The 23,424-nt window shown below is 52.8% G+C and carries 24 protein-coding genes; 17 read left to right on the forward strand and 7 right to left on the reverse strand.

The window, feature by feature from the left end; translation table 11 throughout:
- The first annotated feature begins 1 nt into the window (after window position 1).
- The 6 genes from K355_RS0105130 to K355_RS0105155 all read left to right on the forward strand — a co-directional run bounded on the left by K355_RS0105130 (window position 2) and on the right by K355_RS0105155 (window position 7,567).
- Window positions 2-1,951: a long-chain fatty acid--CoA ligase gene (locus K355_RS0105130; RefSeq protein ID WP_022731040.1), complete on the forward strand. Its 1,950-nt coding sequence runs from the start codon at window positions 2-4 to the stop codon at window positions 1,949-1,951.
- Window positions 1,952-2,013: 62 nt separating this feature from the next.
- Window positions 2,014-2,907: a branched-chain amino acid ABC transporter permease gene (locus tag K355_RS0105135; protein WP_022731041.1), complete on the forward strand. Its 894-nt coding sequence runs from the start codon at window positions 2,014-2,016 to the stop codon at window positions 2,905-2,907.
- Between the two features lie 18 nt (window positions 2,908-2,925).
- Window positions 2,926-3,999: a branched-chain amino acid ABC transporter permease gene (locus K355_RS0105140; RefSeq protein ID WP_022731042.1), complete on the forward strand. Its 1,074-nt coding sequence runs from the start codon at window positions 2,926-2,928 to the stop codon at window positions 3,997-3,999.
- Between the two features lie 110 nt (window positions 4,000-4,109).
- Window positions 4,110-5,354 (forward strand): ABC transporter substrate-binding protein, encoded by a 1,245-nt coding sequence (locus tag K355_RS0105145; protein ID WP_022731043.1) that lies wholly within the window; start codon window positions 4,110-4,112, stop codon window positions 5,352-5,354.
- Between the two features lie 154 nt (window positions 5,355-5,508).
- A complete protein-coding gene (locus tag K355_RS0105150) occupies window positions 5,509-6,291 on the forward strand; it encodes an ABC transporter ATP-binding protein (RefSeq protein WP_033368604.1) in 783 nt (260 codons plus the stop codon).
- Between the two features lie 46 nt (window positions 6,292-6,337).
- On the forward strand, window positions 6,338-7,567 hold the full coding sequence (locus tag K355_RS0105155) for a phenylacetate--CoA ligase family protein (RefSeq protein ID WP_022731045.1): 1,230 nt from the start codon (window positions 6,338-6,340) through the stop codon (window positions 7,565-7,567).
- A gap of 90 nt (window positions 7,568-7,657) precedes the next feature.
- On the opposite strand, the gene K355_RS0105160 is transcribed toward K355_RS0105155, so the two are convergent.
- On the reverse strand, window positions 7,658-8,923 hold the full coding sequence (locus K355_RS0105160; protein WP_022731046.1) for a permease: 1,266 nt from the start codon (window positions 8,921-8,923) through the stop codon (window positions 7,658-7,660).
- A 136-nt stretch (window positions 8,924-9,059) separates the two neighbouring features.
- Here K355_RS0105160 and K355_RS0105165 point away from each other — a divergent pair, with 136 nt between their 5' ends.
- The 9 genes from K355_RS0105165 to K355_RS0105205 all read left to right on the forward strand — a co-directional run bounded on the left by K355_RS0105165 (window position 9,060) and on the right by K355_RS0105205 (window position 17,692).
- A complete protein-coding gene (locus tag K355_RS0105165; protein ID WP_022731047.1) occupies window positions 9,060-10,268 on the forward strand; it encodes an MFS transporter in 1,209 nt (402 codons plus the stop codon).
- Between the two features lie 179 nt (window positions 10,269-10,447).
- On the forward strand, window positions 10,448-13,312 hold the full coding sequence (locus tag K355_RS0105170) for a monovalent cation/H+ antiporter subunit A (RefSeq protein WP_022731048.1): 2,865 nt from the start codon (window positions 10,448-10,450) through the stop codon (window positions 13,310-13,312).
- Window position 13,313: 1 nt separating this feature from the next.
- Complete coding sequence (locus tag K355_RS0105175) at window positions 13,314-13,670, forward strand: Na+/H+ antiporter subunit C (RefSeq protein ID WP_022731049.1); 357 nt, start codon at window positions 13,314-13,316, stop codon at window positions 13,668-13,670.
- The gene (locus K355_RS0105180) at window positions 13,670-15,202 is read left to right on the forward strand and encodes a monovalent cation/H+ antiporter subunit D (RefSeq protein ID WP_022731050.1); all 1,533 of its coding nucleotides are present in this window, start codon (window positions 13,670-13,672) and stop codon (window positions 15,200-15,202) included. The genes K355_RS0105175 and K355_RS0105180 overlap by 1 nt, the downstream gene beginning before the upstream one ends.
- A 23-nt stretch (window positions 15,203-15,225) precedes the next feature.
- A complete protein-coding gene (locus K355_RS0105185) occupies window positions 15,226-15,714 on the forward strand; it encodes a Na+/H+ antiporter subunit E (protein ID WP_245562911.1) in 489 nt (162 codons plus the stop codon).
- Entirely contained in the window at window positions 15,711-15,980 is a 270-nt protein-coding gene (locus tag K355_RS0105190) for a K+/H+ antiporter subunit F (protein ID WP_022731052.1), read from the forward strand. Before K355_RS0105185 ends, K355_RS0105190 begins: the two co-directional genes overlap by 4 nt.
- Window positions 15,981-15,992: 12 nt before the next feature.
- Window positions 15,993-16,397 carry a Na+/H+ antiporter subunit G gene (locus tag K355_RS23150; RefSeq protein WP_022731053.1) on the forward strand — a complete coding sequence of 135 codons (405 nt, stop codon included), beginning with the start codon at window positions 15,993-15,995 and terminating at the stop codon, window positions 16,395-16,397.
- 78 nt (window positions 16,398-16,475) lie between these two features.
- Window positions 16,476-17,009, forward strand: a complete 534-nt coding sequence (locus K355_RS23155) for a GNAT family N-acetyltransferase (protein WP_022731054.1) — start codon at window positions 16,476-16,478, stop codon at window positions 17,007-17,009.
- 59 nt (window positions 17,010-17,068) lie between these two features.
- The gene (locus K355_RS0105205) at window positions 17,069-17,692 is read left to right on the forward strand and encodes a ribonuclease HII (RefSeq protein ID WP_022731055.1); all 624 of its coding nucleotides are present in this window, start codon (window positions 17,069-17,071) and stop codon (window positions 17,690-17,692) included.
- A 36-nt stretch (window positions 17,693-17,728) separates the two neighbouring features.
- Here K355_RS0105205 and K355_RS0105210 read toward each other — a convergent pair whose 3' ends face one another.
- Window positions 17,729-18,511 carry an acyl-[acyl-carrier-protein] thioesterase gene (locus K355_RS0105210; RefSeq protein WP_022731056.1) on the reverse strand — a complete coding sequence of 261 codons (783 nt, stop codon included), beginning with the start codon at window positions 18,509-18,511 and terminating at the stop codon, window positions 17,729-17,731.
- Window positions 18,512-18,702: 191 nt separating this feature from the next.
- Here K355_RS0105210 and K355_RS24985 point away from each other — a divergent pair, with 191 nt between their 5' ends.
- Window positions 18,703-19,296, forward strand: a complete 594-nt coding sequence (locus K355_RS24985) for a TetR/AcrR family transcriptional regulator (RefSeq protein WP_022731057.1) — start codon at window positions 18,703-18,705, stop codon at window positions 19,294-19,296.
- Between the two features lie 34 nt (window positions 19,297-19,330).
- Here the strand turns inward: K355_RS24985 and arfB are convergent, their stop codons facing one another.
- Window positions 19,331-19,747 (reverse strand): alternative ribosome rescue aminoacyl-tRNA hydrolase ArfB, encoded by a 417-nt coding sequence (arfB, locus tag K355_RS0105220; RefSeq protein ID WP_022731058.1) that lies wholly within the window; start codon window positions 19,745-19,747, stop codon window positions 19,331-19,333.
- A 154-nt stretch (window positions 19,748-19,901) separates the two neighbouring features.
- On the opposite strand from arfB, the gene K355_RS23165 reads away from it, so the two are divergent.
- On the forward strand, window positions 19,902-20,303 hold the full coding sequence (locus K355_RS23165; RefSeq protein ID WP_022731059.1) for a YbaN family protein: 402 nt from the start codon (window positions 19,902-19,904) through the stop codon (window positions 20,301-20,303).
- A gap of 26 nt (window positions 20,304-20,329) precedes the next feature.
- On the opposite strand, the gene K355_RS0105230 is transcribed toward K355_RS23165, so the two are convergent.
- Genes K355_RS0105230 through K355_RS0105245 form a run of 4 tightly spaced genes read right to left on the reverse strand, consistent with a single transcriptional unit; the run spans window position 20,330 to window position 23,389 of the window.
- Window positions 20,330-20,713 (reverse strand): MerR family transcriptional regulator, encoded by a 384-nt coding sequence (locus K355_RS0105230; RefSeq protein WP_022731060.1) that lies wholly within the window; start codon window positions 20,711-20,713, stop codon window positions 20,330-20,332.
- A 44-nt stretch (window positions 20,714-20,757) separates the two neighbouring features.
- Window positions 20,758-22,380, reverse strand: a complete 1,623-nt coding sequence (locus K355_RS0105235; protein ID WP_022731061.1) for an ATP-binding protein — start codon at window positions 22,378-22,380, stop codon at window positions 20,758-20,760.
- 14 nt (window positions 22,381-22,394) lie between these two features.
- Window positions 22,395-23,018 (reverse strand): chemotaxis protein CheC, encoded by a 624-nt coding sequence (locus K355_RS0105240; RefSeq protein WP_022731062.1) that lies wholly within the window; start codon window positions 23,016-23,018, stop codon window positions 22,395-22,397.
- Window positions 23,015-23,389, reverse strand: coding sequence for a response regulator transcription factor (locus K355_RS0105245; RefSeq protein ID WP_022731063.1), 375 nt, complete (start codon window positions 23,387-23,389; stop codon window positions 23,015-23,017). The genes K355_RS0105240 and K355_RS0105245 overlap by 4 nt, the downstream gene beginning before the upstream one ends.
- Between the last annotated feature and the right edge of the window lie 35 nt (window positions 23,390-23,424).

Consider the following 23,424-nt stretch of genomic DNA (forward strand, 5'->3'; position numbering starts at 1 on the left):
CATGAGCAGCAATATTCCCGATTATGCAGATGTCCAGGCAATGGATACCTTTCCAAAGGTGCTGGCCTATAACGCGCGCAACTGGGGCAGCGACGTTGCCATGCGCGAAAAAGAATTCGGCATCTGGCAGGAGTTCACCTGGAAAGATTACAACGACCGCGTCAAATGGATGACACTTGGCATGCGGGCTCTTGGCATTGGGCAGGGCGACGTTGTTGGTATTATCGGTGAAAACCGACCCGAATGGGTATGGGCCGAGATTTCAGCTCACGCGTTGCGTGGCATGTCTGTAGGCCTTTATCAGGACAGCCTGCATGAAGAAGTCGCTTACCTGATTACCTATTCCGGTGCGCGGATCCTGATTGCCGAAGACGAAGAGCAATGTGACAAGCTGATTGAGCTTGGCGATGACATCCCAACAGTTGATCATATTGTCTATTGCGACCCGCGTGGCATGCGCAAATATGACGATCCACGTCTTTTGGATGTTGAAAATCTCTATGAAATGGGGCGCGCGCTCGAAGCGCAAGACCCCGGTTTATATGATAAGATGGTTGTCGATACCCGCGGCGATGAATGCGCGATCCTTTGCACCACTTCAGGGACGACGTCCAAGCCGAAAATGGCGATGTTGAACTCCGGCGATTTCCTTGATCATTGTGCGGCATATCTGCGGGCCGATCCGAAATATCCCGGTGACGACTATGTTTCGGTTCTTCCGCTGCCGTGGATTATGGAGCAGGTCTATGTTGTTGGTCAGTCGCTGATCAGCCGTCAGATCGTCAATTTCGTCGAAGAGCAGGAAACCATGATGGAGGACCTGCGTGAGATTGGTCCGAATTTTGTCCTGCTTGCGCCACGTGTTTGGGAAACCATTGCCGCTGACGTGCGGGCGCGCATGATGGACTCAACACCGTTCAAGCAGAAAATGTACGATGTTGGCATGGCGCTGGCGCGCACGGCCTTGGACAATGGTGGTCATTCCAAACTGGCTGACATCATTCTGATGAGTGCGCTGAAAGACCGATTGGGCTTTACCAATTTGCGCTCAGCCGCCACCGGTGGTGCGGCGATTGGGCCGGAAACCTTTAAGTTCTTTCACGCGATGGGTGTTCCGCTGCGCCAGCTTTATGGTCAGACCGAGCTGTGCGGCGCCTATACCATTCATCAGCCCGGTGACATTGATTTTGATACGGTCGGTGTTGCCTTTGATAATTCCGAAATCAAAGTCATCAATACCGATGAAAACGGAGTTGGCGAAATCGTTGCCCGGACATCGGGCATGTTCACCAGCTACTATAAAAATCAGGCTGCCTATGACGAGGATGTCAGGGATGGCTGGATGCATACCGGGGATGCCGGATACTTCAAGGACGCCAACAAGCACCTTGTGGTGATCGACCGGATGAAGGATCTGGCGGAAACCTCGACCGGGGTGCGGTACTCGCCGCAGTTTATTGAAAACAAACTGAAATTCTCGCCGTTTATTGCCGAGGCGGTGATCCTGGGCAAGGACCTGCCGTTCCTGTCGACGATGATCTGTATCCGCTATTCGATCATGGCCAAATGGGCCGAGCAGCGCGGCATTGCCTTTACCAACTACACCAACCTTTCGGCCCAGCCGCAGGTCTACGACATGATTGTCGATGAAGTGCGTCAGGTGAATGAAACCTTGCCCGAAGCACAGCGCATCAAGCGGTTCTTGCTATTGTACAAGGAACTTGATGCTGATGACGGCGAACTGACCCGGACCCGCAAGGTGCGCCGCAGTGTCGTTGCCGAGAAATACGCCGACATCATCGACGCGGTGTACGCCGGAAATGACAAGGTTGATATTGACACCATGATCACCTTCCAGGACGGGTCAAAAACTCGCATTCAGACGAGTGTCCGGGTGATCGATCTTGATGAAAACAAGGCCGCACAGATGGCCCCGAAAGCGGCCGAATAGGCCGCCAATAAACTGTGGTTCCGCGCCAAAGGCACCGGGGCCGCCATTACAGGGATGGCAACATGAATTTCGAACTTCTGTTCCAGCTTTTGCTGAATGGGTTGATCGTCGGGACACTGTATGGCGTCGTCGCCATGTGCTTCGTGCTGATCTATAAATCGACCCAGATCGTCAATTTCGCCCAAGGTGAGTTCCTTTTGATCGGGGCGTGGGTTTGTTACGCCTTCCTTGTCGAGATGCACATGCCGTTCTGGATGGGGTTCCTGTTTACACTGCTGTTCATGATGGTGTTTGGCATTGTTCTGCAGATGGTTGTGCTGCGCCCGATGATTGGCGAACCGATCATTTCCGTGATTATGGTGACCATCGGGCTTTCGATCTTTTTCCAGGCGGCAACCAAATGGATATTCGGGGCAACCACCGCGACCTATCCGCAGGTGTTTGAAACCCGTTCTTTGAACGTGCTCGGGATGCAGATCGAGACGGCCTATATCATGAGCTTTGTGATCTCATTGTTCATCATGGCCGGGTTCTATTGGTTCTTTAAGTATTCCAAGCTTGGCCTTGCGATGCGCGCCACCGCGTTTGATCAGCAGGTTGCCCAAAGTCTGGGGATTTCTGTCAAAACCGTATTTGCCATGTCATGGGCGATTTCCGCCCTTGTATCTGGGGTTGCCGGGATCGTGATCGGGATGGTCAATGGTGTGTCATCGGCATTGTCAGTGATCGGGATCAAGGTGTTCCCGGCGGTTATTCTGGGCGGACTTGATTCGATTGTCGGCGCGATTGTTGGCGGGGTGATTATTGGTTTGCTTGAAAATACGGCCGAGTTTGTCGATGGCCAGTACCTGCATTGGGGCAACCTGTTCTCGATCGCACCGTTCTATGTGTTGATCATAATTTTGTGCATCAAGCCTTATGGCCTGTTTGGCACCAAAGATATCGAACGTATCTAAGGGACGAGGAAATAAACGATGGCTGGATTTTCGATGCGTCCCTGCGGTGATTTCCGAACGACATATCGGCAAGATACCCGCATTTTTGATACAACTGTTGTGCGCAATGCCGCCATTCTTGGCATCATAGCCGTGGCCCTGATCCCGTTTGTTCTGGATGGCTATTACGTCAACTTGTTCATTCAGATTTCCTATTTTGCCATTGCCGCATTGGGGCTGAATATTCTGGTGGGTTTCACCGGCCAGATTTCATTGGGGCACGCGGCATTCTTTGGCTTTGGGGCATTTGCGTCGGCCTGGATCAATAACACCACGGGCATTCCGGTGTTGTTGTCGATCCCGCTGGCCGGTTTGATGACGGCTGCGGTTGGTTTGCTGTTTGGTCTTCCTGCTGCGCGGATCAAGGGGCTGTATCTGGCGATTGCCACCCTTGCCGCCCAGTTCATCCTCGAAGATTTCTTTGCCCGTGCGAACTGGTTTACCGGTGGATCCTATGGGGCGGCGGCCAATCCGGTGAATGTGTTTGGTTATGAAATCTATGATGATTTCAGCTTCTTCTACGTCTGCTTGTTCTTCTTGGTGGTGATGTATCTTCTGGGCACCAACCTGATGCGGACCCGTGATGGCCGCGCGTTTGTGGCTGTGCGTGACCATTACCTGTCTGCTGAAATCATGGGCATCAATCTGACGAAATATCGTCTGATGAGTTTTGCGATTTCATCGTTTTATGCCGGGATCGGTGGGGCAATGTATGGCCATTATCTTGGCTTTGTCTCAGCCGAGGGTTTCACCATCCTGCTGTCGATCCAGTTCCTAGGCATGATCATTATCGGTGGTCTTGGCTCGGTAAAGGGGACGCTTATGGGCACTGTCTTTATGGTGTTGTTGCCCGAAGTGATGGAAAGCGGTGTCAGCGCACTCAGTGTTTTCGACTGGGCAAGTTCGACGGATGTGACCGACGGGCTGGCTTATATCAAGGAGATGGCGATCGGTCTGGCCATTATCCTTTTCCTGATCTTTGAGCCGGATGGGCTTGCCCATCGCTGGCAACAGATCAGGGCGTACTGGAAGCTTTATCCCTTCTCGTACTGATAAATACCGCCGAAGCCCGTTTCGCTAAAAACCAAAAAAGAAACGGGATCAAAATCGGTGAAGACCGGGAGGCTACTTTGTTTAATAAAACGTCCAAGGGAGACGTCGTGATGAAACGATTGATTGCTGCAACCGCGATGGTTGCGACCAGCTTGTCGATGGCGGCAGCCAAGGCAGATGACGATATGGTGTTTGTTGGTCATTTGATGGATATTACCGGCCCGACCGGTTTTATCGGCAAGTTTTATGCTGATGGTGTCCGTGACGCGCTGTCCTACATCAATACCCATGGTGGGATTGATGGCACGGTTCTGGATTCAGAATCTATTGATTACGCTTATAAAGTTCCGCAGGCGATTGCGAACTATAAGAAATGGCTTTCACGTAACGACATGGTTGCAATGCAAGGCTGGGGAACGGGTGATACCGAAGCCCTGATCAGCTTTGTCGCCAAGGATAAGGTGCCGGTTTATTCCGCGTCCTACTCAGGCCATCTGACCGATCCGACTGCGAAAAACCCGAAAACGGCCAAGCCGGCACCTTATAACTTCTTCTACGGTGCATCCTATTCCGATGCCTGCCGTGCAATGGTTCAGTGGGCTGCCGAAGACTGGAAGTCATCGGGCAACAGCGGCAAGCCAATCTTCTCGCACATCGGGGACAACCATCCGTACCCGAACGCACCAAAAGAAGCCTGTGCGGAATATGCAACCGAACTTGGTTTTGAAGTTACGTCGCCAATTGTTGTATCGATGAAGCCGGGCGATTTCAAAGCGCAGTGCCTGACGCTTAAGGAAGCTGGCACCAACTATGGCTATCTCGGTAACCTCGGCCCATCGGTTGTGTCGCTGGTGAAATCCTGTGACACGGTTGGCGCGACCCCGAAATGGCTCGCCAATATCTGGGCAGGCGATTACGAAACGCTCAAAACCATTGGGGATGTTGATAACTACATTTTCCCGGCGATGACCAGCTTCTGGAGCGACGAAGGTGTTCCGGGGATGGATTTGGTGCGCGAAATTTCGAAAATGTCCGACAACTCGGGCGAGGAATTCCGCACCCACCATTACATCCGTGGCATTTGCTCTGCTTATTACATGAAAGAAGCTATGGAATGGGCAAAGGCAAATGGCGGCATCACCGGTGAAAACATCAAGGCAGGCATGTATGCCCGCGAGATGTGGGTGCCAAAAGGTCTTGAAGGCGTTTGCATGGAAGCAACCTGGACCGCCGAAGACCATCGTGGCATCAACACCGTTAATATCTATAAAGGTTCGGCAAAAGGTGGCGAAGCGTCTGTTGAGAAGCTGACCACTGTGACCTTGCCGCGCCGTGACGATTGGCTTGGTTACTAAGGCCTACGTCTGAGTTGGTCTGAAGACGAATGTCTCCCGTGGTGATCGGGGACGGGCTTTATGCTCCGTCCCCGATACATGGGAACGAAACACGGATGTGATCGAAGGGGACACCATGGCAGAGCCCGCCCGTAAAATCGAAAATGCCGAACCGATGCTATCGGTCAACAATATCGAAGTTGTTTATGACGAGGTGATCCTTGTCCTGCGCGGGGTATCTCTCGAGGTTCCGCAAGGCAAAATTGTTACCCTTCTCGGTCCGAACGGAGCGGGGAAATCGACGACACTCAAGGCGATCTCGGGCTTGCTGAAAACCGAAGACGGCGAAGTGACCCGTGGCGATATCAATTTCATGGGAAAACAGATCGCCAATGGCAATCCCGAAGATATCGTGCGGTCCGGCCTATTTCAGGTGATGGAAGGTCGCCGTATTATTGAAGATATGACCTGTATCGAAAACCTGCGACTTGGGGCCTATACCCGCAAGGACAAGGGGGTCAAAGATGACATCGAGATGGTTTTTGACTACTTCCCGCGCCTGAGAGAACGCACTGGTCTTGCCGGATATCTTTCGGGTGGTGAGCAGCAAATGCTCGCAATTGGTCGGTCCTTGATGGCACGGCCGAAAATGATCCTGCTTGATGAACCATCGATGGGTTTGTCACCGCTTCTGGTCAAGGAAGTGTTTGGAATTATCGAAAAGATCAATCGCGATCAAGGCATTACTATGTTGATCGTTGAACAGAACGCCAACTTTGCGCTGAAAGTCGCCGATTACGGCTACATCATGGAAAGCGGCAAGGTAGTGCTTGATGGCACACGTGACGAACTTCTCAATAATGAAGACGTTAAGGAGTTCTATCTTGGCGGTGGGTCGGAAGACCGCAAAAGCTTTAAGAACATCAAGTCATATAAACGGCGCAAACGTTGGCTATAACAACCATATCATGATGGTTGACGAAATTGGATGAAAGACGGGCAAAATGCTAAAGACCTTTTACGACGGAAGAGAAACGCGCAAACCTGCTGATCGCGAAGTCGGGTTGATGGCAGCATTGCCGCGAATCATTCACCATGCAAAATCGCAGTCTGTGGGGTTTGGCCGGGTTCTTGTTGATGTTGATCCAAAAGCCATCACCAGCCGCGAGGCTCTGGCATCATTACCGGTCACGCGCAAATCCGATTTGATCGATGCTCATGCGAAAGAACCGCCTTTTGCCGGATTGACTGCGACGCCGGTTCCAGCGCTTGCGCGTATTTTCCAAAGCCCGGGGCCGATTTATGATCCACAGGGCAAAGGTGATGATTGGTGGCGTATGGGGCGCGCATTTTTTGCCGCCGGGTTCCGTCCGGGCGATATCGTTCATAATTGCCTGTCCTATCATCTGACGCCGGGTGGCTTCATCTTTGACAGTGGTGCACGCGCATGTGGTTGTGTTGTGATCCCCGCTGGGGTTGGGCAAAGCGAAGCTCAGGTCAAGGCCATAAGTGATTTGAAACCGACGGGCTATTGCGGCACGCCGTCGTTTTTGAAAATCCTGATCGAAAAGGCTGAGGAGCTCGGGGCGGACATTTCGTCGATCAAGCGCGCACTGGTGTCGGGCGAAGCATTGCCCGAAACGTTACGCGACTGGTTTGCTGATCGCGGAATCGCGATGTTGCAATGTTACGCCAGTGCAGACCTTGGTTTGATTGCGTACGAAAGTGACGCCAAGGACGGCATGATCGTTGCCGAAGACATCATTCTTGAAATCGTCCGTCCGGGCACTGGCGATCCGGTGGCCGAGGGTGACGTTGGTGAAGTTGTCGTGACGTCGCTGAACATGGATTATCCGTTGATCCGCTTTGCAACCGGCGATCTGTCGGCGATTGCAGCGGGACAAAGCCCATGTGGCCGCACCAATGACCGGATTAAGGGATGGATGGGCCGTGCCGATCAGACGACCAAGGTCAAAGGCATGTTTGTTCACCCGCAACAAATTGCCGAAATCATCAAACGCCATGACGCAATTGGCAAGGCGCGCCTTGTTGTGACGCGTGAAAGCGATAATGACGTCATGACCCTGTTGTGTGAAGGCGCGGATGCCAGTCACATCGATGCCATTGGTGAAACTCTTGCCAGCGTGTGCAAGCTGCGCGGGATTGTTGAAGGCGCTGCTACCGGCAGCCTTCCCAATGATGGTAAGGTCATCGACGATAAACGGGTGCTTTAATAAGTAAGTTAACTAACTCATTGAAATATTATTTCATTCCCGCTCGGGAACCTTGATGCCGCCCGGTTTCGACCAGCGGCATCTTTTTTTTCAGAGGGTTAAGGCGGCCTTAATGATCAACCCGCCAGCCAGCGCAATCAGGACGGCCAAAATCAGCATGTTCTTAAACGACCATAGGGATGAGCTTCCATGGTCGTGATGCTGATGACCCGAATGATGGCCGTGCTCATGATCATTATGGTCTGATGTCTCAGACGCTGCATGTTGGTCGCGATACCTTAACCACAGCAACAAACCACCCAAGGCGAATGCCGCAATGTTGAGGAAAAAGGTATAGTTGATGCCAAAGGCGCTAACCTCGGCGATGTCGCGACTGCCTTCGGGGATAATGCCAATCACGGCATAGGCATAATGCAGGGTCAGGGCGGTTACGACGATACTGGCATACATGATCGCAGCGATATAAAGCGCTGCTTTCCAGCCATAGTAGCGTGCGTTGACCTTCACCAGCGGTGGTACCATCAGGTCAGAGTATATAAAGCCCATAATACCGGCAAAACTGACACCCCCGGCACTCAGTACAGTTGCAAGCGGGATGTTGCCCATGGATCCGATAAAGGTAGCTGCGGCGACAAATGGAGCAATCAGGGCATTTTCCAGAACGACCAGAAACGGCATATTTGCCTGATCACCCGAAGCAGCGTCGGCCATAAACAATGTTTGCCAAACCTGATTTGGGACGAATACGGCAATAAAGCCCGCAATCGTGAAACCGATCAGGATTTCGCGCCAGACCATCTGCCATTCCATGGCAAACCGGGTGCCAACCTGTTGCCAGCCCTTGAGTGACTTAATGCGTTTTTTCCAGTCAAAATCTTCTTCGTCTTGATTGCCTGCATCGTCGGCATGCTTTTTGGCCGCATTGATTAATTTCTCAGGGTACGTCAAGCGGATCAAAAGGGCGGAGATGGCAATCATCAGAATGCCACCGACAAGTTCGGCGGCAAGGTATTCCCACCCCAAAAACAGGAAAATCAGAACGCCAAGCTCAATCACCAGATTGGTTGATGCAAACATGAATGCGACGGTGGCAATAAAATGCGCGCCTTTTTGGAAAAGTGACCGAGCTGCCGAAAGGGCTGCGAATGAGCACGAACTTGAAACCGCACCAAACAGGCCCGCAAGAGACACACTTCGAAGATTGGCATCTCCCATCTGGTTGGTCAGACGTTTCTTGGGGACGAAAACCTGAATGGCGGCACTAATGGCGTAACCAAGGACAAAGGCCCATAATGCGTTCCAGAAGAAGCCAATGGCGGTGATGACACCGTTTGCATATTGATCCAGGAGGGGCATAGGGCGCTCCGGTTCTATTGCAAGGTTGCATTTCCTAGTATTTCTGAACGGTTGAAACCCCAAACAGTTCCAAGATAGTCATTCTTGGCCTTCTGTGTATTATGGCCCGAACGCGTACAAATCGGTCGGAGAAGGCATGGCACGCACGGGAAAAAGCTTTGCCGTTTCAATGATTACGGTGTGTCAGTTGATGGCGCTTGCTCTTTGGTTTTCGGCAACGGCGGTTCTGCCGCAGTTGCGCGCAGAGTTTGATCTTGGTGCTGTCCAGTCGTCCCTTTTTACCAGTTCGGTTGTGCTCGGCTTTGTTTTGGGGACGGTTACCAGTGCGGTTTTTGGTCTGGCCGACCGGATTGAACCGCGTCGGTTCTGGGCCGTATCGGCAATCATTGCCGCAACGGCCAATATCCTGATCCTGACGGTTCCGGTTGACGGGGTTTTGGTCATTGTCCTGCGTCTGGTTACCGGTGTCTGCATGGCCGGAATTTACCCGATTGGCATGAAAATGGTCGCGACATGGGCGCGTGGGGATACCGGATTTCTGGTTGGGCTGCTGGTTGGGGCGCTGACCATGGGGTCGGCCTTGCCGCATCTGTTTTCCGTGGCCGTCCCGCTTGATTGGCGGCTGGTGATTGTTGCTGCCAGTGTGTCGGCCTATGTCGCGGGGATTGCGGTTCTGTTTGTCCAACTGGGTGGGACACCGGGAAAATCACCGCGCTTTGATCCGCGCATGGTCGGTCAAATCTGGGCCAACAAACCGCTGCGGCATGCCTGTTATGGCTATTTCGGCCACATGTGGGAGCTTTATGCCATGTGGGGCTGGATCGGTTTGTTCCTGTATGGAAGTTTTTCGGATCGTTTGATTGAAAATCCCGGGGTGTGGTCGGCTTTGTCAACATTTGCCATTGTCGGGGTGGGTGCATTCGGATCCCTTGCCGGGGGGTATTTCGCCGACCGCATCGGACGCACCACCGTTACCATTGCCGCAATGATCGTCAGTGGGGCATGTGCGCTTGTTGTCGGGACTTTCGGCAGCGCGCCTTTTGCGATCCTGCTTGCCGTTTGTATCATCTGGGGCATTTCAGTGGTTGCGGATTCTGCCCAGTTCTCATCCTGTGTGATCGAACTGGCTGATCCCCATCAGGTCGGCACGGCTCTGACCTTACAAAATGCGATTGGTTTTCTCATTGCCCTTGTGTCGATCCATCTTGTGCCGGTTGTCGCGGATCATTTTGGATGGTGGGGAGCATTTGCCATGCTGTCGATCGGGCCGGTTTTGGGCACTATTGCAATGGTGCGTTTGCGCCAGATGCCCGAGGCAATTCGTCTTGCAGGTGGTAAACGTTAAGTATTTCGACGTCAGGGTTGTACTTTTTGGTGATCGGTATCACTTGACAGGCCGAAAGTAAAAAACGGTAAGGGTTGGGTTTTCTTGACCATTTTCTGTACAAATATTACCTTCTGCGGGATTTTCTTGCTGTCTCGCGTTGGGGGCGATACGGCGACTTCCAAAAATAAGGGTCTTTCATGAGTCTCACCCTCATTGTTTTGCTTCCCTTCATTGGGGCGGTACTGCCCGCCATAATGATCAGGGCCGGGCGCAACGCATGCGCGACTGCGACTGGTTCTATCACACTGCTGGCCCTGATTTTGCTGATGGCAAAGGCACCTGCCGTGATTTCAGGCGAGGTGTTTCAGGTCAGTTATAGCTGGCTTCCGGAACTGGGCCTGAATGTGACCTTCTTCCTTGATGGGCTGGGCTTGCTTTTTGCGACCCTGATCCTTGGGATCGGGTTACTGATCATTATCTATGCGCGGTTCTATCTGTCCAAGGACGACCCGATGGGGCGCTTCTATGCGTTCCTGTTGTTGTTCCAGGGGGCTATGGTCGGGATTGTCCTGTCGGACAATATCCTGCTGTTGCTGGTTTTCTGGGAACTGACGTCGCTGTCGTCGTTCTTGCTGATCGGGTACTGGAAGCATCTGCCCGAAGGGCGTCAGGGCGCGCGTATGGCCCTGGCCGTTACCGGGGCAGGCGGGCTTGCAATGATTGCCGGGATGTTGATTCTGGGTGATATTGTCGGGTCCTATGATTTGACCGTGATCCTTCAGAACGCAGATTTAATTCAAGCGTCCCCGATGTATGTTCCGGCACTGGTTTTGATCCTGCTGGGGTGCTTTACCAAATCGGCTCAATTCCCGTTCCATTTCTGGCTGCCCCATGCGATGGCCGCGCCAACGCCAGTTTCGGCCTATTTGCATTCGGCAACCATGGTGAAGGCCGGTATCTTCCTGATGGCCCGCATGTGGCCGGTTTTGTCGGGGACACCGGAATGGTTCTATATCGTTGCAACCGCTGGTCTTGTAACCATGGTGCTCGGCGCATGGATTGCGATTTTCAAACATGACCTAAAGGGACTTCTGGCCTATTCGACGGTCAGCCACCTTGGTCTTATTACCATGCTGCTTGGGTTTGGAACGCCGATTGCCGCTGTGGCTGGTGTGTTTCATATCATCAACCATGCAACGTTTAAGGCGGCCCTGTTCATGACCGCCGGGATTATCGATCATGAAACCGGAACCCGCGATATTCGTCGTCTGGGTGGGTTGCTCAACCTGATGCCGATTGCCGGGACGATTGGCATTATCTCGGCGGCATCAATGGCCGGGATTATTCCGCTTAACGGGTTCCTGTCCAAGGAAATGATGCTCGAAGAAGCATGGCACACCATGTGGCTGGATCAGGGCTGGGTCGTGCCGCTTCTGGCCACCGTTGGGGCAATCTTCTCGGTGGCGTACTCCTTCCGCTTTATCTTCCACGTCTGGATGGGCAAGCCACGCGATGAGAACTTGCCGCATCATCCACATGATCCACCCTTTGGCATGTGGGGCCCGCCTGCATTGCTGACGGTTCTGGTGGTTTTGATCGGCTTGTTCCCGGCGGTGATTGCCGGGCCGCTGGTTGCTGCGACGTCCAGTGCGGTTATCGGTGGGGAACTGCCGGAGTATCATCTGGCACTTTGGCATGGGCTGACACCAGCCCTTGGCATGAGCGTCATCGCGATTGTTGTTGGTGCGCTGTTGCTGATGCGCCACGGGGCGTTGATTTCGGCGACCGCAAACCTGTCACGGCCTGATGCCAAGGCGATGTTTGATTGTGCGATTGCCAAGCTTGTCGCTCTAAGTCGGGTTATCTCGGACAATCTGCACAATGGATCGTTGCAGCGTTACCTTTCGGTGATGATTGTTGCGTCCGTTGCGATCGGGGTTTCTGGATTTTATGCCGAGCCGGACCATACTGCGGGCACGCGGGAATTGCTGGATGTTTCACCTGCGGCGGCGATTGGCTGGGTGTTGCTGGTTGTAACCAGTATTGCTGCGGTGGTGATGCATCATAACCGGCTTCTAAGTTTGTTATTGGTCGGTGTGATTGGTCTGATTGTCTCGCTTGGCTTTATCTATCTGTCGGCACCTGATCTTGCCTTGACGCAAATCTCGGTTGAGGTGGTGACTGTTATCCTGATGTTGCTGGCCCTTAATATCCTGCCAAAGGAAACGCCAAAGGAAAGCCTTCCGGGGCGCAAATTGCGTGACGGGGTGGTTTCGATTGCGGCAGGCCTTGGCATTGGCGGGGCCATCTGGGCGATCATGACGCGTGACCTGCCAAACTCGATCTCGGCCTATCATCTGGCCAACTCAAAGATCGAAGGTGGCGGGACAAACGTTGTGAACGTCATCCTCGTCGACTTCCGTGGGTTTGATACCTTTGGTGAAATCATTGTGCTGGGCATTGCGGCCCTTTCGATCTTTGCCTTGATCGAAACCGTGACCCAGGGCGAAGCGGCTAAACGTCTGGCAAACTGGGTCGTCAGCAATCGCCGGTCGGCGGATCGCCATCCGATGATGATGGTGGTCGCGACGCGTGTGATGTTGCCCTTGTCGCTGATGGTCGGTGTTTACATCTTCCTGCGCGGTCACAACGAACCGGGCGGTGGCTTCATTGCCGGGTTGGTCGTTTCGGTCGCTTTGGTCATGCAGTATATGGCGTCGGGCTTTGGCTGGACCCAGAACCGCATGAAAGTCAATTACCACGGCATGATTGGTTTGGGGGTTATTGCAGCAGCGATTACCGGGGCTTCGGCCTGGGTCGCGGGCTTGCCGTTCCTGACCAGTGGGTTTGTCCATGTTCATCTGCCGATTGTTGGTGAATTTGAACTGGCATCTGCCATGGGCTTTGACCTTGGTGTGTTCCTGACGGTGGTTGGGGCGGTGATGCTGGCTCTTGCCAAACTGTCACAGGTCGAACGCATGGCAGAACATATCGATGTCAATCTTGATCCGATGGATCACGATCCATCTGTTCGGATAGCAACGCCAGAGAAGGAGGCCTGATATGGAATTTCTTGTAGCAAGCAGTATTGGGCTTCTGACAACGTGCGGAACATATCTTTTGCTGCGTGGGCGGACGTTCCCGGTGGTGATTGGTTTGGCGCTTCTGTCCTATGCGGTGAACGTATTTCTGTTCGCCATGGGACGGCTTACCATCAATATGCCGCCGATCCTGCGTGAAGGTGTGACGGAATACACCGATCCATTGCCACAGGCACTTGTGCTAACGGCGATTGTGATTTCGTTTGGGATGACGGCATTGATCGTTGTGCTGTCGATCCGGACCTTTCTTGAAATCGGGAATGATCATGTTGACGGTCAACCGGTTGGCGAGCCATCCGAAGCAGGAGATAAAAACTGATGGGTGACTGGATTGTTATTCCCATAGTACTGCCCGCTGTGATGGCCGCCCTGATTGTTTTGGCGGTTCGTCACGATATTTTGTTGCAGCGCGTATTTTCGATAACGGCAACCGTGGCACTTGTCGCAGTGACCTTGTCGCTGTTGATTTTCGCCAATGGCAATGGCCCGGAAATGTATGCCCTGTCCGATTGGCCAGCACCCTTCGGGATTGTGCTGGTTCTGGACCGGTTGTCGGCGATGATGATTTTCCTGACATCGCTTCTGGGGCTTGGCGTTGTCCTGTTTGCCTCAAGTGAATGGGATCAGCGCGGCAAGCATTTCCATGCTCTTTTCCAGTTCCAGCTGATGGGGGTGAATGGTGCGTTCCTGACGGGGGACTTGTTTAACCTCTTTGTCTTCTTTGAGGTTCTGCTGATCGCGTCTTATGGGCTTATGCTTCATGGTGCTGGGGCCGACCGTCTTAAGGCAGGCATGCAATATGTTGTCGTCAATCTGACCGGATCAGCCTTGTTCCTGGTTGGGGTTGGGATGATCTATTCGGTGACCGGAACGCTGAATATGGCAGACTTGGCCATTCAGGTTGCAAACATAGCACCCGGAGATGCGGCGTTGCTGCGCGCCGGGGCGTTGGTTCTATTGCTTGTTTTCTGTGTGAAGGCGGCAATGGTCCCGATCCATTTCTGGCTTCCGGGAACCTACGCCAATGCGCCTGCACCGGTCGCGGCCCTGTTTGCGATCATGACCAAGGTCGGGGCCTATTCGGTGCTGCGTGTCTATTCGCTGGCTTTTGGCGACACTGCCGGTGATATGGCATGGCTCGCACAACCCTATATCCTGCCGGCCGCCCTGATTACCATTGCCGTTGGCATGATCGGTGTTTTGGCTGCAAAACGCCTCAACAACCTGATTGCCTTTGCGGTGATCGGCTCGATGGGGACGCTTTTGACAGCGATTGGGCTGTTCACCCCTGAAAGCATTTCAGCAGGCCTTTACTATTTGCTGCATTCGACGTTTTCGGCCGCGGCCCTGTTCCTGATTGCTGATCTTGTCGTGTCCCGACGGGGCCAGTTTGGCGACAGTCTCAACACAGCCCCGGTTTTCCATCAGTCCGGGTTCCTTGCCGTTCTGTTCTTTATCGGGGCGATTGGCATGGCCGGTATGCCGCCGCTGAGCGGGTTTATCGGTAAATTACAGATCCTCGACGCTTCGCGCGACAGTGATGCCATGGTCTGGATTTGGTCGGTTATTCTGGTGACGTCTTTGATGTGCATTATCGGTTTTGGCCGTGCAGGCAGTGTGCTGTTCTGGAAAAGTTCATCGCTTGACGGCGAGATCGTTGTCGAAGGTGCCAAATGGCCGGTTCTGCCAATCATTTCTGCATGCGGTATGCTTGGTGGCTTGGTTGCCTTAACAGTGTTCGCCGGTCCGATCAGTCATTACCTCAACGGGACTGCTGATCAGATATTTGATACGTCGCAATATATTCGAGCAGTGCTGGGCGATGGTGCCCTTGCGCAGTTTGGCCAGTAAGTGGTGTTGAAAGGATCATGATGATGAAACGTTATCTTCCCCACCCGCTGCTATCGCTGGCTTTGCTGGTCGTCTGGGTGCTTCTGGCGAACGAAGTTTCGGCAGGTGCTGTTGTTTTCGGTGCAATCCTTGCGGTGATTATCCCCTTGATCACCGCAAGTTTCTGGCCTGCCCGGCCGAAAATTCGCAACGCGTATGCGATCTGTGAATATGGTCTTGTGGTTCTATGGGATATTCTGGTGGCCAATGTGGTTGTCGCCGGGCTGATCCTGTTTCGCAAAACCGAAAGCCTTGAAACAAAATGCGTTGTCGTGCCGTTAGAACTGACATCGCCCGAGGCAATCACCACACTGGCTGGCACCATCACCATGACGCCGGGTACGGTCACAATTGATCTGAGTGCCGATGCCAAAAGCCTTCTGGTGCATTGTCTTCATGCCCCGGATGCACAGGGTGTGATTGATGAGATCAAGGACCGCTACGAACGCCGCCTGAAGGAGATTTTCGAATGATCGAATATGCACTGAATTTCGGCTTCGTCTGTGTGTCATTGGCATTGCTGATGAATTTATGGCGTCTGACCATGGGGCCGACAACGGCAGACCGCATTTTGGCGGTCGATACCATGGCGATTAACGCCATTGCCCTTCTGGTGATGTATGGCATCGCAAAAGGCACGGCGATGTATTTCGAAGGCGCGCTTTTGTTCGCCATGTTCGGGTTTGTTTCAACCGTGGCCTACTGCAAGTTCATCTTGCGTGGCGACATCATCGAATAAGGGAGCGTTGTGATGCCATTTATCGTCGAACTCATTATCTCGCTTCTGATTGTGATTGGTGGATTGTTCCTGCTGGTCGGGTCATTCGGTATGCTCAAGCTGCGTGATTTGTTGCCGCGCCTGCATGCGCCGACCAAGGCCAGTACCGTTGGCGTCGGGGGCGTTTTGATTGCCTCTATGCTGTATTTCTGGGTTGAACGTGGGCATTTCACCATTCATGAATTGCTGATCACGCTGTTCATCTTCCTGACAGCCCCGATCACAGCCAATCTGATTGCCAAGGCTTACATGCTGTTGAATGTTGATCCACATTCGGATTTGCCACCCAGTAAGCAGAATGAAGGTTGGGCGACTTTTGATCCGGTCGGGCCTGAAGGCTACGATCCCAGCGAGGAATATCAGGAAAAGGAAAACTGATTTTTCCGGCTTCTGACTTTCTGACGTATTTTAAAGAACGGCACCGTCATTCGGTGCCGTTTTTGTTAGGATACCCCCATGACAGTATTGCGTGGAACATCCGCCATGATTTTTGAGACCAACCGCCTGATTTTACGTCCCCGAACCATGGATGATTTTGACGACTGTATTGTCATGGACAAGGCGCCCGGTGTTGTCGATTTCATTCCCGGGCCTTGGGATGAGGACGGCGAACACAGAGCGTTTGTCCGAACCCGGATCAATGCGCACTATAGTGACGGGTTGGGATACTGGTCGGTCTTTGCCAAATCTGCACCAAACACCTTTATAGGCTGGGTACTTTTAATCCCCGAGGATGGCGTTGGGCCGGATGTTGAAATCGGGTGGCGGCTGCATCCCGATTATTGGGGAAACGGCTTTGCGTCTGAGGCGGCCCTTGCACTGGTGCCACACGCGTTTGAAACGCTAAACTTGCCGCGTATTGTGGCCGGGATTGATCAACGTAATCATGGGTCCATTGGTGTTGCCCGTAAAATCGGGATGACGTGCCGATCAAAACCGGATCGATATGATGTGTATGTGATCGAAAACCCACAACGGTCTGATGCGTGATCAGTTGTCTGACAGAGCCGTGACTGCTAGACAAAAGGCAAGAGGGAGCCTTTATCATCATGCCTGATTTTTCCATTGAAGATCAGTATTGCGGGCGCATTGCCGGGATTGACGAAGTTGGTCGGGGGCCACTGGCCGGACCGGTTGTTGCCGCCGCGGTTATCCTGCCACGTGATGACCGGTTGCCCGCTGTTCTTTTGAACGAACTTAATGATTCCAAAAAGCTGTCAGTCAAAAAGCGTGATCGCCTTCATGACATCATCATGAGCTGTGCCGAGGTTGGCATCGGTGCCGCCTCTGTGCGGGAGATTGACCAGATTAATATCTTGCAGGCAACCTATGTTGCGATGCGCCGCGCAGTTACCCATTTATCAGCCCTTCCCGATCAGGCACTGGTTGATGGTAATCGTGACCCGGGGTTGCCTTGTGCGGTTGAAACCGTGGTTAAGGGCGACAGTAAATCGCTTTCGATTGCGGCGGCGTCGATTGTTGCCAAGGTGGTGCGTGACCGTGCCATGGCGCGCCTTGCTGTGCGCTATCCGTTTTTTGGCTGGGAAGGCAATGCAGGTTACGGGGTGAAAAAGCATATGGCAGGTCTTGGTGATGTTGGGCCAACCCCGCACCATCGCCGCAGTTTCAAACCGATTGCCAATTTGTTCGATGCAATGATGGACGGTCGTTAAGAGTATGGCCGTCACTGATGGCTATCCGGATCGTTCCTAAGCCAGTGCGATGCGATTACGCGGCGTGATTTGGGCACGAACCAAATCGGTGCCGTCTTCGTCGCGGGTAATGGCGGCAAATCCATCGCAATGTCTGATTTCAACCCGTTCATGCACGCGGCATTCGGTTCGAAACTGAATGTCGAGGCTTTCGGGATGAAAGTCCGGTCGACTGTTTTGTCCGGCGATCCCCAGAACCCACTGCATCAACCGCACATTATTGACGTGCCCATACAGATCAAGGTCCGACGGACGTGCCTTGATGGTGTCGCAAGGGGAAAGCGAATCTGTGGTAAAGGGAGCGCGCAGCGGCGCATCAATCAATTTTGGGCCGGGCGGGTTCGGCAGGCGGTCGGAAATCCAGTCGGGCCATTGTGCAGCACGGCGTTCACGCAAATCAAACATCACCCAGAAACTTTGCGCGACACCAATCACATCACCTTTGGCATTGGTAAGACGAAAATCACGGGTGGCAACCCGGCGCGATACACCTGATGGCCATGTTTCAACCGTGATGTCTTCGCCATTGCCGGGATAGTCGCGGATATGGATGACCATGCGCGCCAATACCCATGCGATCCCCTGATCAATCGTGTCGTCATAGGCCAGTTTTAGTATCCGGGCACCCCAGCCCGCCGCATCTTGCATGTAGTCGGCAAGGGCAGGGAGCATGACTTTGCCATTGTCGCCAATCTCGGAATAGCGGACCCGATATGTCCCGCGCCAACCGCAATTTTCGGGCAGGGGGGCATTGGCAATATGATTCCAGTCAATCGTCATCGGGCAGTCCTTTTAATACGATGGACCTTTATATGGATGATGATCGCCTGTTGGCAAATAAAGTGAGTTGTTTGGGCATCCTCGATGCCCGGTAAGCAAAACCGTTCATTGAAAAAGTGAAGGCATGTTACCTTTTTGCTTTCTGTGCCGGATTTGGGGTCTGGCGGACATGCATACACGCTGGGGGCATCATGGCGACGCGGACATACACCAAGACCAAACGCGCAGATAAGGAACAAGATACCCATCAAAAGATCATTGATGCGGCCTTGTTGCTTTATGGTTCGGTTGGTCCTGCCGCAACAACTATCAGTGCGGTTGCAACCAAAGCATCTGTGCAGCGCCTTACAGTCTATCGCCACTTTCCCAAGGAAGCTGATTTGATGGCAGGCGCGCTAAAGGCGTGGTTTGAAAGCAGCCCGATGCCTGATCCGGCAGACTGGCGCGACCGCGTTAACCCGCAAGACTGGCCCATCGCAATTTTGAGCATGCTGTATTATTATTACAGCGAAACCAGCAATGTATGGGCGGGCCTGCTGTCAGATCGTGGAAAGCTTGAGGATCTGGACAACGCATTACGCCCTGCCGACAAACATCTTGCCCTTATCCAAGATGACATCATGCGTCATCTTCCTGCGGCACGGAGCGGCAATGACCTTTGCCGGGCCGTTGTTCGCCACAGCTTACAGTTCTCAACCTGGCAGAGCTTGGCGGCCAGTGAACTTGATACGGTCGAGATTGCGGCACTGATGGAAGACTGGGTGCGGCACAGTCCCTTAAGTTAATTGTGGATCGAACTTTGCAGAGCAGGCGTGTTCATCAATATGATGGAGTCTGGCGCATTTTTTTTGTTTCGCCGCGCTTTTTCTTGTTATCAGTGCGTTTGCGTTTTGCCGATACGCTGGGACGTGTTTTTACGCGATATTTCTTGCGCTCGGCGGCTTTGCGCAACAGGGCGAGAAGCCGTTCTATCGCATCCTGTTTGTTACGCTCCTGTGTGCGGTGACGCTGGGCGTCAAAGATGATCTCGCCATCGTTGGTCAGTTTGCTTCCAGCAAGTTCACGCAGGCGGTTGCGTACGCGCAAAGGAAGTTCGGTCAGGTCATCAATGCGCACGCGCATGTGAACTGCACTCGATACCTTGTTGACGTTTTGTCCGCCGGGGCCCGATGCGCGCACGAACTGAAAATTCAGATGGCGTTCATCCAGATAAAGGCCTTTTTCGATCTCAAGCATGGGTAACCGTAAAAGATTTTCAGGGCGTAACCGGGGCGGTTAACATAACTGAGTGTAGTAGTCGGCTATTAATTGAATTTCGCAATTACTGCGCCTACATTGACGTGGATCTAGCCTGTCAGGGGCGTGACGAGCTGTAAACAGGAAATCGACGGTGCGCTTTTCGCATATTTATATTGGTCTTGGCTGGCTTGCAATTGGATTGGGCGTTGTGGGTATTTTCCTACCGCTTTTACCAACGACGCCGTTTATGTTGTTGGCCGCTTGGCTTTTTGCCAAGGGATCGCCAAGGCTGCACGACTGGATTTGCAATCATCCCCGGTTTGGCGGCCCAATTCGTGATTGGAACAATCATGGTGTCATCAGTCGGCGGGCCAAATGTATGGCGATGTTGGCATTCTTTGTTGTGATTGCGGTGTCGCTGATTTTTGTCGAAAGCCGTTGGGTCGTGATGGTTCAGGTGCTGGTCGCTGTTCCGGTCAGTTTGTTTATCCTGTCGCGGCCATCAGAACCCCAGCTTGTGAAAGTTACAAATCCAACGGCGGGCAATCCGTAAAGCCGATCAATCTGGGGTGTTTGATCTTAGCCGGTCTTCTTTCGGCTGAGTTCGCCCTGACAGGATTCTTCAAGTTTATCAAGCTCATCAAGCGTTGCGTCAATGTCCTCACGCTGTGTGCGAAGTGCATCACGGCGTTCGTTGATTTTGGACACAAGGATGGTCAATTGGGTGATTTCGCTGCGGTCGCCATCATAGAGATCAAGAAGATCACGTATTTCCTTTAATGAGAAACCAAGCCGCTTGCCGCGCATGATCAGGCGCAAACGCACCCGGTCACGCTGGCTGTAAATGCGGGTTTGTCCCTGACGTTCGGGCTCGATCAGTTCCTGATCTTCGTAAAAACGGATGGTCCGCGTGGTTACGTCAAACTCGCGGGCAAGATCAGTAATGGAGTAGCTGTCGCTCATGGGGGCTCAATGCTGTTGAGGTTTACGCTTACGTAAACTGAAAGCTACATGCTTTCCTGTGTGACGACAATCGGCAATTCTTTTGGAAACTCGACGCAAAATGTGCTGCCTTCGCCCGGCGTGCTGGTGACGACCAGCGATCCACCGTGCCGGTCGACGATCTTTTTGCAAATCGCCAGGCCAATTCCTGTCCCGGCATAATCACCATAGCCATGCAGGCGTTTGAAAACCTCAAAAATAGTTTCGTGATATTGCTCTTCAATTCCGATCCCGTTATCGGCAACAAAAATGCGGTAGTTGTTCAGAGTTTCCTTGGCGAATACCCGTACCTTGCCATCTTCGGGGTCACTGTATTTCAGGCCATTGGATACCAGGTTCTGGAACAGCAGCAGTAGCTGGCTTGCATCGCCGGTGATGGTGGGAAGGGTTCCTTCGCGGATGATATTGCCTTCGGGGGCGGATCCGGCACGTTTGAAGTTGGTTACAAGCGCATCAAACAGGGCATGTAAAGAAACCGCGTGGAACGGTTTCCCATGACGTCCAACACGCGACAGGGTCAGAAGGTCGTCAATCATGCGCTGCATGCGTTGGGTGCCATCAACAGCATAATGAATGAATTCATCGGCTGTATCGTCAAGCTGGCCTTCATACCGTCGGGCGATGAGCTGGGTATAGCTTGACACCATGCGCAGTGGTTCTTGCAAGTCATGGGACGCGGCATAGGCAAACTGTTCAAGTTCGCTGTTGGAACGTTCTAGTTCAGCCATGGTGCGCTGAATTTCCATCTCATGGCGTTTGCGTTGGGAAATATCGCGCAGAGTAATAATGTAGTGATAGCGTTCATCAGCGGAAAAATGACTGATCGCGACTTCCAGAGGTATGTTGCGCCCGCTCGACGTGCAGGCGAGAACCTCGATCACCCCGGTTCCAAGGTCAGTCAAAAGTCGATCCTTTGGTGGTGGTGATGGGGTGATGTGTTCGCTGTCAGGCAAAAGAAAGCGAATGATGTTGCGTAGTTCCGGGTCGCCTTCGGGCCCGCAAAGTTCCTGCGCACGTGCGTTTAGGGGTTCAATATTGCCATCATCTGACGCCACCAAAATGGCATCAATGGTATTTTGCAAAATCGCCCGGGTCCGGCCTTCGCTGCGTCGGGTTTGGGTAACAAGGTCAGCCAATTCGGCAGCCTGCTGACGAAGTAGTCGGTCGCGTTGAACGGCAAGAGTAACATCGCGAATGGTCAACGAACACAGCGTGCCATTGCTGCTAGTCTTGATTGGATGGATGCGGATTGATTGCTCCATGCGATCAAAGCTTGCGGCAAATTGCGGCAGGGGCTTTAACGGCAGGGCACCTTGATTAAGCGATGGGGAGATAACGGCGGGCATGCCAAATTTCAGGCAGTCTTCAATCGCCTGACTGACCCGACCCAATCGGGTTTCAGGAAAAACGTCGATAAGCTGTTTGCCAAGAACTTGATGCGGTGCCAGATCAGATCGGTTTTGCATCCATTTGTTCCAATGGCAAATCGCGCCATCCTGCGAAATCGCAAGCGAACCGGTGTCTGCCGTATCAAGCAACGCGCTATAAAGTTCGGCGGCATTGTCTGATCTATCGAGACTGCCCGACAGCGTTCTGTAGTCCAACGATGTTGACGTCGTTTTTTTCATTCACCTCGACCCGGTTAACCAAGTGAATTGGCCAGAAAACGACGGACCAGTTCCCTTAGCATCTGGATTGAATCAAGATCCATAACAAACAGGACATATCCATCAATGTCATTTTGACGCAGCATGAATTGCACATGCAAGATCATCAAAACGGGTTTTTTGCCAGTTTGGCTACTTGCGCCATCTTGATCCAGCAACGACCGACTTTCGCGTTTGCGAAATGATGGCATCGAGCAATTTATCGGTTCACCAAGCACATTTGAAATGCTGCCAAGGCAGGCATTCAAAATGATATTGCCAACTTCCATCAGGGCTTCTTGCTCAAGATCGGTCAAGGCCTCAAGCGGAACGTCGACTTTCAAAAGGCTGCGTACCAGTTCCAGACTGCGTTCTTCGGGAAAGACCAGCATGGCCTCGCCTTTAAAGGGCCCGTCGAATGTCTGACTGACGGCAGAAACAATTTCAGTTGGCGCCTTGGCAAGGTCGGTATCAGAAAACCGTTCGACGAAAGTGATGCGCGGAACGGTTAGTTCAACCGGTTGTTCGACCATCTCGGACAAGGATGATGCGGCCCGACCAACACCGATGTTGATCAGTTCACTGATGGTATCATGTTCAAGTTCTGTCAGATCAATCATCGACCTGCTTCCTTGGACGCGATGTAGTCACGAATTTTTTCTTCGGTCGGTGGCTTTGCCAGAAAATCAACGCCGATGCTTTCGGCCTTGTTCTGGATTTCTTTTTGAATATTGGCCGTCAGAAGTGCAATCACGGTATCGGGGAACTGCGCGCGCAACTTCTCGCAAAGCTCAAGGCCATTCATGCCGGGCATATTAAAATCTACAAGGAGATAATCGTAGGATTTCTCCGCGACCATCCCCAAGGCCTTTGCCGCATCTTCGGCTTCGTTAATTTCCCACCCCGCAAAATTGCTGGATATGAATGCCTTGACCAGAAGCCGGGCGAATTTGCTGTCATCTATGAGCAGGACGGATTTTTGTGGGGCCATTTTACTTCTCGGGTAACCAGACGGTTGAATGTGGT

The sequence above is a fragment of the Thalassospira lucentensis MCCC 1A00383 = DSM 14000 genome (assembly GCF_000421265.1).
In the GTDB taxonomy this organism is placed as follows: domain Bacteria; phylum Pseudomonadota; class Alphaproteobacteria; order Rhodospirillales; family Thalassospiraceae; genus Thalassospira; species Thalassospira lucentensis.

Coding starts and splice junctions, on each gene's coding strand:
- K355_RS0105130 (WP_022731040.1), top strand. CDS start 2: ATGAGCAGCAATATTCCCGATTATGCAGATGTCCAGGCAATGGATACC.
- K355_RS0105135 (WP_022731041.1), top strand. CDS start 2,014: ATGAATTTCGAACTTCTGTTCCAGCTTTTGCTGAATGGGTTGATCGTC.
- K355_RS0105140 (WP_022731042.1), top strand. CDS start 2,926: ATGGCTGGATTTTCGATGCGTCCCTGCGGTGATTTCCGAACGACATAT.
- K355_RS0105145 (WP_022731043.1), top strand. CDS start 4,110: ATGAAACGATTGATTGCTGCAACCGCGATGGTTGCGACCAGCTTGTCG.
- K355_RS0105150 (WP_033368604.1), top strand. CDS start 5,509: ATGCTATCGGTCAACAATATCGAAGTTGTTTATGACGAGGTGATCCTT.
- K355_RS0105155 (WP_022731045.1), top strand. CDS start 6,338: ATGCTAAAGACCTTTTACGACGGAAGAGAAACGCGCAAACCTGCTGAT.
- K355_RS0105160 (WP_022731046.1), bottom strand. CDS start 8,923: ATGCCCCTCCTGGATCAATATGCAAACGGTGTCATCACCGCCATTGGC.
- K355_RS0105165 (WP_022731047.1), top strand. CDS start 9,060: ATGGCACGCACGGGAAAAAGCTTTGCCGTTTCAATGATTACGGTGTGT.
- K355_RS0105170 (WP_022731048.1), top strand. CDS start 10,448: ATGAGTCTCACCCTCATTGTTTTGCTTCCCTTCATTGGGGCGGTACTG.
- K355_RS0105175 (WP_022731049.1), top strand. CDS start 13,314: ATGGAATTTCTTGTAGCAAGCAGTATTGGGCTTCTGACAACGTGCGGA.
- K355_RS0105180 (WP_022731050.1), top strand. CDS start 13,670: ATGGGTGACTGGATTGTTATTCCCATAGTACTGCCCGCTGTGATGGCC.
- K355_RS0105185 (WP_245562911.1), top strand. CDS start 15,226: ATGAAACGTTATCTTCCCCACCCGCTGCTATCGCTGGCTTTGCTGGTC.
- K355_RS0105190 (WP_022731052.1), top strand. CDS start 15,711: ATGATCGAATATGCACTGAATTTCGGCTTCGTCTGTGTGTCATTGGCA.
- K355_RS23150 (WP_022731053.1), top strand. CDS start 15,993: ATGCCATTTATCGTCGAACTCATTATCTCGCTTCTGATTGTGATTGGT.
- K355_RS23155 (WP_022731054.1), top strand. CDS start 16,476: ATGACAGTATTGCGTGGAACATCCGCCATGATTTTTGAGACCAACCGC.
- K355_RS0105205 (WP_022731055.1), top strand. CDS start 17,069: ATGCCTGATTTTTCCATTGAAGATCAGTATTGCGGGCGCATTGCCGGG.
- K355_RS0105210 (WP_022731056.1), bottom strand. CDS start 18,511: ATGACGATTGACTGGAATCATATTGCCAATGCCCCCCTGCCCGAAAAT.
- K355_RS24985 (WP_022731057.1), top strand. CDS start 18,703: ATGGCGACGCGGACATACACCAAGACCAAACGCGCAGATAAGGAACAA.
- arfB (WP_022731058.1), bottom strand. CDS start 19,747: ATGCTTGAGATCGAAAAAGGCCTTTATCTGGATGAACGCCATCTGAAT.
- K355_RS0105230 (WP_022731060.1), bottom strand. CDS start 20,713: ATGAGCGACAGCTACTCCATTACTGATCTTGCCCGCGAGTTTGACGTA.
- K355_RS0105235 (WP_022731061.1), bottom strand. CDS start 22,380: ATGAAAAAAACGACGTCAACATCGTTGGACTACAGAACGCTGTCGGGC.
- K355_RS0105240 (WP_022731062.1), bottom strand. CDS start 23,018: ATGATTGATCTGACAGAACTTGAACATGATACCATCAGTGAACTGATC.
- K355_RS0105245 (WP_022731063.1), bottom strand. CDS start 23,389: ATGGCCCCACAAAAATCCGTCCTGCTCATAGATGACAGCAAATTCGCC.